The sequence below is a fragment of the Micromonospora sp. M42 genome, assembly GCF_000568915.1.
In the GTDB taxonomy this organism is placed as follows: domain Bacteria; phylum Actinomycetota; class Actinomycetes; order Mycobacteriales; family Micromonosporaceae; genus Micromonospora; species Micromonospora chalcea.
The window spans coordinates 5,469,871-5,483,129 of sequence record NZ_KK037233.1 but is presented as its reverse complement, the minus strand read 5'-3'; the positions used below and the strand labels follow the sequence as shown (position 1 = coordinate 5,483,129).

The window sequence follows — 13,259 nt, the reverse complement described above, 5'->3', positions numbered from 1 at the left end:
CTCGGGGAGGTGGAGTCGATCAAGCGGCCGGGGTCAGGCGGCGGGCCAGTCCTGGGAGGCCAGACGCGGCGAGACCGCCCCGGGTGGGGCGGCCTCGAGCCAGGACAGGAATCCGGTAACCGTGGAACGCGCCATGGCGATCTCGATCGGCGCGTGGTGGCTGGTACAGCGCAGGATCACCCACTCGGCCGGCATGGACATGCGTTCCTGGCCCTCGGGCAGCCGGCGTCGCTCGACCGCCAGCCCCTCGCGGGAGAGCACCCGCTTGGGGCGCAGCGCGAAGCTGAACATGCGGTACCAGCGGAGTTCGTCGCCGACGAAGCGACCGAACCCGGGTGACCAGCCGCGACCGTCGAGGATCGTGGAGACCCGCACGCTCAGCCGGATGGTGCCACCGCTACGTGTGAACAGGGCCCGCCGGATGAAGAGGATCAGAATGGCGACGACGACTACCGCTACGCCGATTCCGAACCCTTCGACGATCTCCATCGGCGGGTCTGCTCAGCGGGCCGGGGTGGCGGGGGTCGCGCTCTCGGCGAGCACCGTGACGCCCTCGCTGGTCACCGACAGGAAGCCGCCGGGCACGTCGAAGACGACCTGCTGGCCACCGGCCTGCTTGATGCGTACCTGGCTGGGCTCCGCGAGCTGGCCGAGCAGCGGCGCGTGCCCCGGCAACACACCGAGCTCACCCTCGGTCGTCCGCGCGACGACCATTTCGGCCTCGCCGGTCCAGACCTTCTCCTCGACGGCTACGAGCTCGACGTGAAGCTGCTGTGCCACGCTGTCTCCTTGCTGCGGCGGCGGATTGCCGAAAGTCTAGTCGCGCCCCCGCGGCCCACCCAACGCGGGTGGTGAGAGCCGGACCACCACGGCCCCGCACCCGCCCAGGCTACTTGGTTTTCTGAATGAAATCGGGGTGCTCCAGCAGGAAGGCATCGAGCTGTTCGGTGCGCAGGGCGGTGAAGAAGTCCTCCGCCGGTTCGAGCAGCCGCTCACCCCGGTACGCGCTGCCGGAGCCGATCGCCCCGCCGGGCAGCTTGATCGTCTCGATCGCGTTCGGACGGATGTCCTTCAGCGCCAGCCCGAAGTCCACCACGCTGTTGCCGCGCCCGTTGAAGACGAGCGACTTGCCGGCGGCCCGCAGCACCCGGTCGAGCTTGACCGGGTTGGTCACCACGTCGGCGCTGACCGCCTGGCTCGCCATGGCCTTGACGAACTGCTGCTGGTGCCGCTGCCGGCCGTAGTCACCGTCCGGCACGCCGTTCTTCGGGTAGCGCTGCCGGACGTAGTCCAGCGCCTGCCAGCCTTCGAGGTGGGCGTTGCCCTTCTTGTACACCGCCTGCGGTCCGAGGTAGCCGCCGCCACCGGGCCGGAGCTGGCGGGGCGTACCGTCCGGCTGGAGGTGTTCGGACCGGACCTCCCGCTCGATGTACATGTCCACGCCGCCCATGGCGTCGACGATCTTCTTGAAGCCGCTGAAGTTGATGATCGCGCCGGCGTCGAAGCGCTTGATGCCGGTGACGTCCTGCACGGTCTTGGCGAGCAGTTCGAAGCCCTGCGCGGTGCTGGGATTCTGCCCCGGTACGTTGCTGCCGTGCGACATGGCGGCGTTGAGCCGGTCGTTGCCGCCGGAGTAGTCGGCCTTGGCGAAGGCCGGGATGTCCACCCGCAGGTCGCGCGGGAGCGAGAAGAGGTAACCCCGGTCCATGCTGGCGGGCACGTGCAGCACCATGATCGAGTCGGCGAGCGGCCGGGCGGTCGACGTACGCGGGTCGACGCCGACGAGCAGGATGTTGAGCGGACCCTTGATGTCGCTCTTCTTCTCGTTGGCGCCGGCGGCCTGGTCACCGAAGAGGTCGGCCTTGCCGACCGAGCCCTCGTAGCGGGCGACGAGGGCGCGGGAGCCGAGCAGCACGGAGCCGCTGAGCACCACCATGACGATGCCCAGGATCGTGCACACGCGGGCCCAGCGGGGCACGCCTCGCCACATGGACCGCTTGCCGCGGTCCGTGCCGCCCTTACCGCCCACGAGCATCTCCAATCGTCACGCCCACGGGTAGGAAGACGGGCGCGGGGGTCCGTTTGGTTGCAGAGATCAACGGCCGGGATGTGAAAGTCGTGTCAGGAACGGTACCGCGCGATTCGGCGAACTGCTTGCCGGAGATCCGGGCATCTGGTAGTGCAATGGTCGGAAACGGCGAGGGCCGCCCCGGCTTTCGCCGGGACGGCCCTCCCCTGTGTGAGCGGGCTCTCAGCCCTCCTCACCCATCAGTTCCTTGGCCTTGGCCTTGAGGTCCTCCAGGCCGCCGCACATGAAGAACGCCTGCTCCGGGAAGTGGTCGAACTCCCCCTCGCTGATCCGGCGGAAGGCGTCGATGGTCTCGGCGATCGGGACCGTCGAGCCGGGGACGCCGGTGAACTGCTCCGCCGCGTACGTGTTCTGCGAGAGGAACCGCTCGATCCGGCGGGCACGGCCGACGGTGAGCTTGTCCTCCTCGGAGAGCTCCTCGATACCGAGGATGGCGATGATGTCCTGCAGGTCCTTGTAGCGCTGCAGGATCCGCTTCACCTCGGTGGCGACGGCGAAGTGCTCCTCGCCGACGAACTCCGGGGCGAGAATCCGGGACGAGGACGCCAGCGGGTCCACGGCCGGGTAGATGCCCTTGTCGGAGATCGACCGCTCCAGGTTGGTGGTCGCGTCGAGGTGGGCGAACGTGGTGGCCGGCGCCGGGTCGGTGTAGTCGTCGGCGGGCACGTAGATCGCCTGCATCGAGGTGATGGCCTGGCCCCGGACGGAGGTGATCCGCTCCTGGAGCTCGCCCATCTCGTCGGCCAGGGTCGGCTGGTAACCCACGGCGCTCGGCATACGGCCGAGCAGCGTGGACACCTCGGAACCGGCCTGGGTGAAGCGGAAGATGTTGTCGATGAAGAGCAGCACCTCCTGCTTCTTCACGTCGCGGAAGTACTCCGCCATGGTGAGCGCGGAGAGCGCGACCCGCAGACGGGTGCCCGGCGGCTCGTCCATCTGGCCGTACACGAGCGCGGTCTTGTCGATGACGCCCGACTCGGTCATCTCGGCGATGAGGTCGTTGCCCTCGCGGGTGCGCTCACCCACGCCGGCGAAGACCGAGGTACCACCGAAGTTCCGGGCCACGCGGGTGATCATCTCCTGGATGAGCACCGTCTTGCCCACGCCGGCGCCGCCGAACAGGCCGATCTTGCCGCCCTTGACGTACGGGGCGAGCAGGTCGATGACCTTGATGCCGGTCTCCAGCATCTCGGTCTTCGGCTCCAGGTCCGCGAAGGCCGGGGCCTTGCGGTGGATGCCCCACCGGTCGTCGGCCTCGATCGTCTCGCCCTCGGTGAGGTTGAGGCACTCGCCGATCGCGTTGAACACGTGGCCCTTGACCGCGTCGCCCACCGGCACGCTGATCGGCGCCCCGGTGTCACGCACGTCGGCGCCGCGGACCAGACCGTCGGTCGGCTGCATCGAGATGGCACGGACCAGGTTGTCACCCAGGTGCTGGGCGACCTCCAGGGTCAGCGTCTTCTCACCACCCGAAAGGGTCACGTCGACGTGCAGAGCGTTGAACAGCTCCGGCATGGCGTCGCGCGGGAACTCGGCGTCGACGACCGGGCCGATGACCCGGACCACGCGACCCGTGGCCGTCTTGGTCTCAACTGCGGATACAGTCATCACACTTCACTTCCCGACGCGGCCAGCGCGTTCGCGCCGCCGACGATCTCACTGATCTCCTGGGTGATCCCGGCCTGACGGGCCGAGTTCATCTCGCGCGTGTACTTCTCGATCATCTCTTCGGCGTTGTCGGTGGCGCTCTTCATCGCCCGCCGGCGGGCGGCCGACTCGCTCGCCGCCGACTCCAGCAACGCCGCGAAGATCCGCGTGTTGATGTACTTCGGCAGCAGGGCGTCGAGCAGCGACTCCGGCTCCGGCTCGAACTCGTACGCCGGCAGCGCGCCCTCGGTCCGAGGCCGGTCCTCGACCTGCATCGGGCCGATGATCCGGGTCACCGGGTTCTGCGTCATCAGGGACTTGAACTCGGTGTAGACGATGTGCAACTCGTCCACGCCGAGGATCCCGTCGGCGCCGGCATCCCCGTCCACGTCGTCCGCGCCGGCGGTGAACGCCTTGATCAGCGTGTCACCGACCTCGCGGGCGTCGGCGAACGTCGGCTGCTCCGAGAAGCCGGTCCAGCTTCCGGCGATCTGCCGACTGCGGAACCGGTAGTACGCCACGCCCTTGCGGCCGATGACGTAGAGCACCGGCTCCTTGCCGTCGGCGCGCAGCCGGGCGATCAGCGACTCGGCGGTCCGGATCGCGTTCGAGCTGTAGCCGCCGGCCAGACCCCGGTCGGCCGTCACCAGCAGGACGCCCGCCCGCCGCACCCGCTCGCGCGGGGTGAGCAGCGGGTGGTCGATCCGCGCGTTCGAGGCCAGCGCCGTCAGCACGCCGGTGATCGCCTCGGCGTACGGCAGCGAGGCCGCCACCTTGGCCTGGGCCTTGGCGATGCGGCTCGTCGCGACGAGCTCCATCGCCTTGGTGATCTTCTTCATCCCCTTGGCGGAACGGATCCGCTGCCGGAGAACGCGTACCTGGGCGGCCATCGGATCAGCTCTCGGCCGGGCGGTCGGCGCCGTCGCGCAGGCGGGTCACCGTCTCGCGGGACTGCTCACCCTCCAGCGGCTTGGCCGGCGCCTCGTTGATCCGGACCTCGTCCTCCTTGCCCAGGAAGAGCTGCTTGAACTCGGTGATCGCCGAGTCGAGCGAGGCGATGATGTCGTCGTCCCACTTGTGGTCCGCGATCGAGGCCAGGACGCCCTCGTGCTTGTGCCGCAGGTACTGCAGGAACTCCGACTCGAAGCGGCGGACCTCGCCGACCGGGACGTCGTCCAGCTTGCCCTCGGTGCCGGCCCAGACGGAGACGACCTGCTCCTGCACCGGGTACGGCGAGTAGTTCGGCTGCTTGAGCAGCTCGACCAGGCGGGAACCGCGGTCCAGCTGGGCGCGGGAGGCCCGGTCCAGGTCGGAGGCGAAGGCGGCGAACGCCTCCAGCTCGCGGTACTGGGCCAGGTTCAGCCGCAGCGAGCCGGCGACCTTCTTCATCGGCTTCACCTGCGCGGCGCCACCGACCCGGGAGACCGAGGTGCCGACGTTGATGGCCGGCCGGACGCCCTGGTTGAACAGGTCGGTCTCGAGGAAGATCTGGCCGTCGGTGATGGAGATGACGTTGGTCGGGATGAACGCCGAGATGTCGTTCGCCTTGGTCTCGATGATCGGCAGGCCGGTCATCGAGCCGCCACCCAGCTCGTCGGAGAGCTTGGCGCAGCGCTCCAGCAGACGCGAGTGCAGGTAGAAGACGTCACCCGGGTAGGCCTCACGGCCCGGCGGGCGGCGCAGCAGCAGCGACACGGCCCGGTACGCCTCGGCCTGCTTGCTCAGGTCGTCGAAGACGATCAGGACGTGCTTGCCGCCGTACATCCAGTGCTGCCCGATGGACGAGCCGGTGTACGGGGCGAGGTACTTGAAGCCGGCCGGGTCGGAGGCCGGGGAGGCGACGATGGTGGTGTACTCCATCGCGCCCGCCTCCTCCAGCGTCCCCTTGATGGAGGCGATGGTGGAGGCCTTCTGGCCGATCGCGACGTAGATGCAGCGGACCTGCTTCTTCGGGTCGCCGGAGCGCCAGTTCTCGCGCTGGTTGAGGATGGTGTCCAGCGCGACGGTGGTCTTGCCGGTCTTCCGGTCACCGATGATCAGCTGACGCTGACCGCGGCCGATCGGGGTCATCGCGTCGATGGCCTTGATGCCGGTCTGCAGCGGCTCGTCGACCGACTTGCGGGACATCACGTTCGGGGCCTGGAGCTCCAGCTCGCGGTAGCCCTCGTTGGCGATGTCGCCGAGGCCGTCGATGGGCTCGCCGAGCGCGTTGACCACGCGGCCGAGGAACGCGTCACCGATCGGCACGGAGAGCACCCGGCCGGTGCGCTTGACGCGCTGGCCCTCTTCGATCCCGCCGAAGTCACCGAGGACGACGACACCGATCTCCCGGACGTCGAGGTTCAGCGCCACACCGAGCGTGCCGTCCTCGAACTCCAGGAGCTCGTTGGTCATGGTCGAGGGGAGGCCCTCGACGTGGGCGATGCCGTCGCCGGCGTCGGCGACGGTGCCGACCTCCTCGCGGGAGACGTCGGCCGTGTAGGAGGAGACGTAGCGCTCCAGGGCGCCGCGGATCTCCTCCGTCGAGATGGTCAGCTCGGCCATCCTCTGCTTCCTTAAGTATCTCAGGGCCCGGGATACCTGGTACCGACCGGTCCGGTGGCGACGAATCAGGGCTCAGCGCTTGGCGAGCGCGTTGCGGGTCTCGTTGAGGCGGCGCAGGACGGTGCCGTCGTACAGGTCGGAGCCGACCTGTACGCGCGCCCCGCCGAGTACGTCGGGGTCGACCGTCTGCTTGACGGAGACCTCCCGACCGTACATCTCCGAGAGGCGGGCACCGAGGCGTCGCTCCTCCTCCTCGGTCAGCGGAGCCGCCACGGTCACGTACGCGACCTGACGGTCCCGCCGGTCGGCGGCGAGCTCGACCAGCCGGGTGAGCGCACCGGTGAAGGAGCGTCCACCGAAACCAGCGAGCGCGGCCTCGACGAGGCTGACGGTGACCGGCTGGGCCTTGCCGGCGAGCAGCTGCCGGGCCAGTTCTGCCCGCCGCTCGACCGACGCCATCGGGTCGGAGAGCGTGTTGGACAGCTCGGCGGAACCGGAGACGACCTGCCCGAAGCGGAACAGCTCGTCCTCGACCTCGCCCAGGTCGCCGGACAGGTCGGCGCTGGCCAGCAGCGCCTCCACGCCGAGGCGCTCGACACCGTCGAGCAGCTCGGACGGGGCCGACCAGCGGCCGGACACCATCGACGCGAGCAGGTCGAGCGCTTCCGCGCCGACCCGGCCGCGCAGCATGTCGCCGAGCAGGCCGGAGCGGTCGGCGCCGGCCCGGGCCGGGTCGGAGAGCGCCCGGCGCAGCCGCGGCTCACGCCGCAGCAGGGCGGCGACGGAGAGGATGTCGTCGGCGGTGGCAGCCACCGCCGACGGCTCCGCGCCGCGGACGTACGCGTCGAGGCGCTCGGCCCCGGCCCGGTACGACTCCCGGCTGGCGGCCTGCATCAGCGGGCCCCCGTGCTCTCGAGACCGCTCAGGAACCGGTCGACGGTGCCCTTGCGACGCGCCTCGTCGGCGAGCGACTCACCGACGATCTTGCTGGCCAGGTCCACCGCGATGGTGCCCACCTCGGTACGCAGCTCGCGCACGATGGTGGCCCGCTCGGCGGCGAGCTGCTCCTTGCCGGCGGCGATGATCCGGTCGGACTCCTCACGCGCCTTGGCGAGGATGTCCTGGCGGATCCCGTCGGCGTCGGCCCGTGCGTCGTCGCGGATCTTGGCGGCGTCGGTACGCGCCTCCGCGAGCTGGGCCCGGTACTGCTCGAGCAGCTTGTTCGCCTCGGCCTGGGCCGCCTCGGCGCGCTTGATGCCACCCTCGATCGCGTCGACCCGCGCCTGGTACATCGCCTCCATGCGGGGCATGACGAACTTCAGCAGGACGAAGACGAGCAGGGCGAAGGAGATCGTTCCGACGACCATCTCCTGCCAGATCGGCAAGATCGGATTGTGCGCGCCTTCGGCGGCGAGATACATGTCAGACCTCCGGATCGGGAGAGCTCGCGTCAGCTAACGGCGAAGGCGAGCACCAGGCCGAACAGCGCCAGCGCCTCGACCAGGGCGAAGCCCAGCACCAGCCAGGTGCGGTTGTAGCCGGCCGACTCGGGCTGGCGGGCGCTCGACTGGATGTAGGCCGCGAAGACCAGGGCCACACCGATACCGGGGCCGATGGCGGCGAGGCCGTAGCCGATGGTGTTGACGTTGCCACCGATCTCGGCAAGAACGTTCATTGCGGGTATTCCTCCTAGTTCACACGTGAGGGCTCACGTGTACGCGGTCGGTACCAGATGCTTGGCCGGGCCGGGTGCCCGCCGAGCCGGATCTCAGTGCTCGTCGGCCAGCGACGTGCCGATGTAGTTGGCGCTCAGCGTGACGAAGACGTATGCCTGCAGCACCGCCACCAGCGCCTCGAAGAAGGCCATCACGATCGCCATCGCGAAGGAGAAGACCGAGGTCGCCTGCACGAAGACGCTGCTCGACCCGAGCATCACGAAGCCGCCGACGGTGAAGACCAGCAGGAGCAGGTGGCCGGCGAACATGTTGGCGAAGAGTCGCAGTGCCAGGGTGACCGGCCGGACGACGAAGTTCTGCAGGAACTCGATCGGAATCAGCAGGAAGTGCATCGGCCACGGCACGCCGGGCAGGATGAGGCTCTGCTTGAGGTACTTGCCGAGGCCGTGCTTGCGGACGCCGACGTAGTTGTACATGACGTACGAGATGGCGGCGAGCACGATCGGGAACGCGATGTGCGAGTTCGGCGAGATCTGCAGGCCGGGCACGATGCTGAAGATGTTTGTCAGCAGGATGAAGCTGAACAGCACGGTGAGGTAGGGCGCGAAGCGGATGCCCGCGTTGCCCATCTGCTCACGGGCGATGTTGTCCCGGACCAGCCCGTAGACGGCCTCGGCGGCCCACTGGCCCTTGCCCGGCACCAGCTTCGGCTTCCGGTACGCGGCCACGAAGAAGATGATCAGCAGCGCGACGGCGATCCAGATCATGATGCTGAACTTGGTGACCCAGGGGCCGGCCACGTCCGGCGGGTAGAAATCCCCGACGCTGGGGGGCCAGGGAAGGTCCTGGGCGACGACCAGCTGTCCGCTCACCGTGTCATCCTCCGCACTCAACAGACCCGCGTGTGCCGGAACTCAGGCACTGAGCCTCTTCATGATCAGGTAGATCGCCCCGGCCGCGCCGAGCATCATGCCGACGGCGACCCCGATGCCGGCTGGCAGACCGAGGAACCGTTCCGCCAACCAGCCGAGGCCACCCCACACCAGAATGCCGGCGAGCAGGTAACCCACGACGGCGCCTGCCACACCCTCCGACGAGTGCTCGTCGGACTTGTGGGAGTGGGGGTCATCGGCCATGACGTGGCGAACAATATCAGCAGGGGCGCGCGGGGATGTGCGGCACCCCCCACACTGCGGACAGCGTGCGGGCCGTACTGCGGGCGCGTCAACCTGGCGCCACGTTACTCCTGTCGCGCCCGTCAGGGCACCCGCCGTACCGGACACGATTCAGCAAAGTCACTCGCTGTCGTCGCGACGCTCGAATGTGGGCAGCGGGGACCTCATCGCCCAGGTCAGGTGGGCGCCGGTCCACACCACCACGGCCGCGATGATCGCCACGCCCATGTCCGGCAGGCCGGGCCAGCCGGTGGCCGCCACGGCGGCCATCACCACGCCCAGGATCACGATCTTGGTGGCGTAGGTGACCAACCCGACCGACATGATCATCCGAGGGTGGATGGCGTCCGCCCAGGCCACCGAGAGGCTGGAGATCAGGTAGCTGACGATCACCAGCGCCACCCCGGCCGCGAAGCCGGCCGCCCCGGTCGGGCCGCGCAGCAGCGCCGCCGCCGGCACCCCCACCACCGCGAGGGCCGCGCACGCCAGCAACGGTAGCCGCAGGTGGTTCAGCCGGGACCGGATCGCGCCGGGCTCACCCGCCCGTGGCGCCGTCATCGGGGGTACGCCGGGAAGGCGGCGACCAGCTCGGCGACCTCGCGGGCCACCCCGGCCAGCGTGTCGGCGCCTCCGGGGGCGCCGGGATCGGTGCGTACCGCGCGCGCGATCAGCCCGGCGATCCGGCCCATCTCCCCCTCGCGCATGCCCTGGGTGGTGACGCTCGGCGTACCCACCCGGATGCCGGAGGCGACCATCGGCGGCTGCGGGTCGTACGGGATCGCGTTCTTGTTCAGCGTGATGCCGGCGGCATCGCAGCGGGCCTCGGCCTCGGCGCCGGTCACGCCCGTCTCACGCAGGTCCAGCAGCGCCAGGTGGGTGTCGGTGCCGCCGGAGACCGGCCGCAGGCCGTCGGCGACCAGGCCGTCGGCCAGCGCCCGCGCGTTCGTCACCACCTGGGCGGCGTACGTGCGGAACTCCGGCTGCGCGGCCTCGCGCAGCGCGACCGCCTTGGCCGCCACCGCGTGCATCAGCGGGCCGCCCTGGGTGAACGGGAAGACCGCCTTGTCGATCCGCGCGGCCAGCGACTCCCGGCACAGGATCATGCCGCCGCGCGGACCGCGCAGCACCTTGTGCGTGGTCGCGGTGACCACGTCGGCGTGCGGCACCGGGGACGGGATCGCGCCGCCGGCCACCAGGCCGACGAAGTGGGCGGCGTCCACCATCAGGTACGCGCCGACCTCGTCGGCGATCTCGCGGAAGCGAGCGAAGTCGATGAGCCGGGGGTACGCGGTCGCGCCACAGATGATCAGCTTCGGCCGGTGCGCCCGGGCCAGGTCGCGTACCTCGTCGTAGTCGATCGTCTCGGTGTCCGGCCGGACGGTGTAGCCGACCGGGTGGAACCACTTGCCGGAGAAGTTCACCCGGCTGCCGTGGGTCAGGTGCCCGCCGTGCGGCAGGTCCATGGCCAGCACCGTGTCACCGGGCTGCACCAGGGCGGCGTACGCGGCCAGGTTGGCGCTCGCCCCGGAGTGCGGCTGGAGGTTGGCGTGCTCGGCGCCGAACAGGTCCTTCGCCCGGGCGATGCCCAGCTCCTCGGCCCGGTCCACCTCGGCGCAGCCGCCGTAGTAGCGCCGGCCCGGGTAGCCCTCGGCGTACTTGTTGGTGAGCGTGGAACCGAGCGCGGCCAGCACCGCGGGCGAGGTGAGGTTCTCGCTGGCGATCAGTTGCAGACCGCCGCGCAGCCGGTCCAGCTCCCCCAGCACCACCTCGGCGATCTCCGGGTCGACGGTACTGAGCTGCTGGAAGTCCGGCCCCCAGAAGGTGTCCCTCGCGTTCTCCACAGCGAAGGAGTCTACGGAGCCGCAGACTGGAGGCCGTGAGATGCCTCGTCACCGGCGCGACCGGCTACATCGGCGGGCGCCTGGCGCCCCGGCTGCTGGCCGAGGGACACACCGTACGCTGCCTGGCCCGCACGGCCGGGCGGCTGCGGGACGTGCCCTGGGCGGCCGACGCGGAGATCGTCGAGGGCGACCTGCGCCGCCCGGAGACGCTGCCGTCCGCGTTCGAGGGCGTGGAGGTCGCGTACTACCTGGTCCACTCGCTCGGCCAGCGCGGCTTCGAGGCGGCCGACCGGGAGGCGGCGACCAACTTCGCCGAGGCGGCGCGCGCCGCCGGCGTACGCCGGATCGTGTACCTCGGCGGGCCGGAGCCGGCGGAGCGTGACGGCCTGCCCTCGGCGCACCTGCGCTCCCGGGCGGAGGTCGCGCGGATCCTGCTGGACAGCGGCGTGCCGACGGCGGTGCTGCGCGCCGCGGTGATCATCGGATCCGGCTCGGCCTCGTTCGAGATGCTGCGGTACCTGACCGAGCGGCTGCCGGCGATGGTCACCCCGCGCTGGGTGCGCAACCGGATCCAGCCGATCGCGGTCCGGGACGTGCTGCGCTACCTGGTCGGCTGCGCGCACCTGCCGGCCGAGGTGAACCGGGCCTTCGACATCGGCGGCCCGGACGTGCTGACCTTCAGCGACATGATGCAGCGCTACGCCCGGGTGGCCGGGCTGCGCCCCCGGGTCATCCTGCCGGTGCGCCCGCTCACCCCGTCGCTGTCCTCGCACTGGGTCGGCCTGATCACGCCGGTGCCGAACGCGATCGCCCGGCCGCTGGTGGAGAGCTTGGTGCATGAGGCGGTGGCGCACGAGCACGACATCGCCGCGTACGTGCCGGACCCGCCCGAGGGGCTGACCGGCTTCGACCAGGCGGTGGCGCTGGCGCTGTCCAAGGTGCGCGACGCGCAGGTGGAGACGCGCTGGTCGAACGCGAGCGGGCCGGACGCGCCGGCCGAGCCGCTGCCGTCGGACCCGCGCTGGTCCGGCGGCACCGCGTACACCGACATGCGGGAGCGGGCGGTGGACGCGCCACCGGAGGCGCTGTGGCGGGTCATCGAGGGCGTCGGCGGCGAGCACGGCTGGTACTCGTTCCCGCTGGCCTGGTCGGTCCGCGGCTGGATGGACCGGCTGGTCGGCGGCGTCGGGCTGCGCCGGGGGCGGCGCGACCCGCATCGCCTCCAGGTCGGTGAGGCGCTGGACTTCTGGCGGGTCGAGGAGATCGTCCCGGGCGAGCTGCTGCGGCTGCGCGCCGAGATGCGGCTGCCCGGCCGGGCGTGGCTGGAGATGCGCGCCGAACCGGCCGGTAACGGCGGCAGCAGGTACGTGCAGCGTGCCGTGTTCCTCCCGCGCGGGCTGCCCGGCCACCTCTACTGGGCCTCGGTGGCGCCGTTCCACGCCGTCGTCTTCGGCGGCATGGCCCGCAACATCGCCAAGGGCGCCGAACACCCGGCCGGTTAGGCGGGAGAGTCGCCCCGCAGTGCGGGGCCGAGGAGCAGTCCCCCGTCGATGACGTACTCGGCGCCGGTGATGAAGGCCGCGTCCGGCGACGTGAGGAACAACAGCAGCGCGGTGATGTCGGCGGGCTGCCCGAGTCGCGGGACGGCGAACGGCTCCGGCGAGTAGAAGTCGGCGATCGGGGCGTCGCTGCCGGCCGCCGGCTCGGTGATGAACGGGGTCTCGATCACGCCGGGGTGGATCGCGTTGACGCGGATGTTGTCGCGGCCCAGCTCCAGGGCGGCGGTCCGGGTGAGCCCACGCACCGCCCACTTAGCGGCGACGTAGGGCGCGTAGAGGGCGGTACCACCCATGCCCATGGTGGAGCCGATGTTGACGATCGCTCCTCCCCCCGCGCGACGCAGCGCCGGGGCGGCCGCCTTGATGCCGAGGAACGTGCCGGTGAGGTTGACGTCGAGGATACGAGCCCAGGTGGCCCGGTCGGTGGACTCGATGAGGGCCGGCGGGTTCTGCACCCCGGCGTTGTTGACCAGGATCGTGAGCGCGCCGAATGCCTTCTCGGTCTCCGCGACGGCGGCGACCCACGACTCCTCCCGGGAGACGTCCAGGCGGACGAACCGCGCCCGGTGTCCCAGCTCGGCGGCGAGGCCGGCGCCCCGCTCGGCGTCGATGGCGCCGATGACGACGTTGGCGCCCTCGGCGTGCAGGGCGCGAACGTGGCTGGCCCCCTGCCCACCGGTGCCGCCGGTGACGAGAACTGTCTGATTGGCGAAGCGGGACATCGGATC

Annotated in this window: 15 protein-coding genes; 1 reads left to right on the top strand and 14 read right to left on the bottom strand. The window is 70.6% G+C overall.

What is annotated here, in order from left to right; all coding sequences use genetic code 11:
- Positions 1-33: 33 nt before the first annotated feature.
- From MCBG_RS25330 to glyA, 13 genes are all read right to left on the bottom strand, one after another.
- Positions 34-489, bottom strand: a complete 456-nt coding sequence (locus tag MCBG_RS25330; RefSeq protein ID WP_043328663.1) for a DUF2550 domain-containing protein — start codon at positions 487-489, stop codon at positions 34-36.
- A gap of 12 nt (positions 490-501) precedes the next feature.
- Positions 502-780, bottom strand: a complete 279-nt coding sequence (locus MCBG_RS25325; RefSeq protein ID WP_043328661.1) for a F0F1 ATP synthase subunit epsilon — start codon at positions 778-780, stop codon at positions 502-504.
- A 109-nt stretch (positions 781-889) separates the two neighbouring features.
- Entirely contained in the window at positions 890-2,035 is a 1,146-nt protein-coding gene (locus MCBG_RS25320) for an LCP family protein (RefSeq protein ID WP_043328659.1), read from the bottom strand.
- Between the two features lie 216 nt (positions 2,036-2,251).
- Complete coding sequence (gene atpD, locus MCBG_RS25315) at positions 2,252-3,697, bottom strand: F0F1 ATP synthase subunit beta (RefSeq protein WP_043328657.1); 1,446 nt, start codon at positions 3,695-3,697, stop codon at positions 2,252-2,254.
- Complete coding sequence (locus tag MCBG_RS25310; RefSeq protein WP_030504728.1) at positions 3,697-4,626, bottom strand: F0F1 ATP synthase subunit gamma; 930 nt, start codon at positions 4,624-4,626, stop codon at positions 3,697-3,699. Before MCBG_RS25310 ends, atpD begins: the two co-directional genes overlap by 1 nt.
- Positions 4,627-4,630: 4 nt before the next feature.
- Positions 4,631-6,280 (bottom strand): F0F1 ATP synthase subunit alpha, encoded by a 1,650-nt coding sequence (gene atpA, locus MCBG_RS25305; protein WP_030504729.1) that lies wholly within the window; start codon positions 6,278-6,280, stop codon positions 4,631-4,633.
- 72 nt (positions 6,281-6,352) lie between these two features.
- Positions 6,353-7,174: a F0F1 ATP synthase subunit delta gene (locus MCBG_RS25300; RefSeq protein ID WP_030504730.1), complete on the bottom strand. Its 822-nt coding sequence runs from the start codon at positions 7,172-7,174 to the stop codon at positions 6,353-6,355.
- Positions 7,174-7,701: a F0F1 ATP synthase subunit B gene (locus MCBG_RS25295; RefSeq protein WP_030504731.1), complete on the bottom strand. Its 528-nt coding sequence runs from the start codon at positions 7,699-7,701 to the stop codon at positions 7,174-7,176. Before MCBG_RS25295 ends, MCBG_RS25300 begins: the two co-directional genes overlap by 1 nt.
- Before the next feature lie 29 nt (positions 7,702-7,730).
- Positions 7,731-7,955: an ATP synthase F0 subunit C gene (gene atpE, locus MCBG_RS25290; protein WP_018789141.1), complete on the bottom strand. Its 225-nt coding sequence runs from the start codon at positions 7,953-7,955 to the stop codon at positions 7,731-7,733.
- 93 nt (positions 7,956-8,048) lie between these two features.
- Complete coding sequence (atpB, locus tag MCBG_RS25285; protein WP_043328655.1) at positions 8,049-8,828, bottom strand: F0F1 ATP synthase subunit A; 780 nt, start codon at positions 8,826-8,828, stop codon at positions 8,049-8,051.
- Between the two features lie 42 nt (positions 8,829-8,870).
- Complete coding sequence (locus tag MCBG_RS25280; protein WP_030504733.1) at positions 8,871-9,092, bottom strand: hypothetical protein; 222 nt, start codon at positions 9,090-9,092, stop codon at positions 8,871-8,873.
- A 159-nt stretch (positions 9,093-9,251) separates the two neighbouring features.
- Positions 9,252-9,689, bottom strand: coding sequence for a hypothetical protein (locus MCBG_RS25275; RefSeq protein WP_030504734.1), 438 nt, complete (start codon positions 9,687-9,689; stop codon positions 9,252-9,254).
- Positions 9,686-10,972 (bottom strand): serine hydroxymethyltransferase, encoded by a 1,287-nt coding sequence (gene glyA / locus MCBG_RS25270; protein ID WP_043328653.1) that lies wholly within the window; start codon positions 10,970-10,972, stop codon positions 9,686-9,688. The genes MCBG_RS25275 and glyA overlap by 4 nt, the downstream gene beginning before the upstream one ends.
- Before the next feature lie 35 nt (positions 10,973-11,007).
- Here glyA and MCBG_RS25265 point away from each other — a divergent pair, with 35 nt between their 5' ends.
- On the top strand, positions 11,008-12,474 hold the full coding sequence (locus MCBG_RS25265) for an SDR family oxidoreductase (RefSeq protein ID WP_043328651.1): 1,467 nt from the start codon (positions 11,008-11,010) through the stop codon (positions 12,472-12,474).
- On the opposite strand, the gene MCBG_RS25260 is transcribed toward MCBG_RS25265, so the two are convergent.
- On the bottom strand, positions 12,471-13,253 hold the full coding sequence (locus MCBG_RS25260; protein ID WP_043328647.1) for an SDR family NAD(P)-dependent oxidoreductase: 783 nt from the start codon (positions 13,251-13,253) through the stop codon (positions 12,471-12,473). The two genes, MCBG_RS25265 and MCBG_RS25260, sit on opposite strands and share 4 nt — an antisense overlap.
- Between the last annotated feature and the right edge of the window lie 6 nt (positions 13,254-13,259).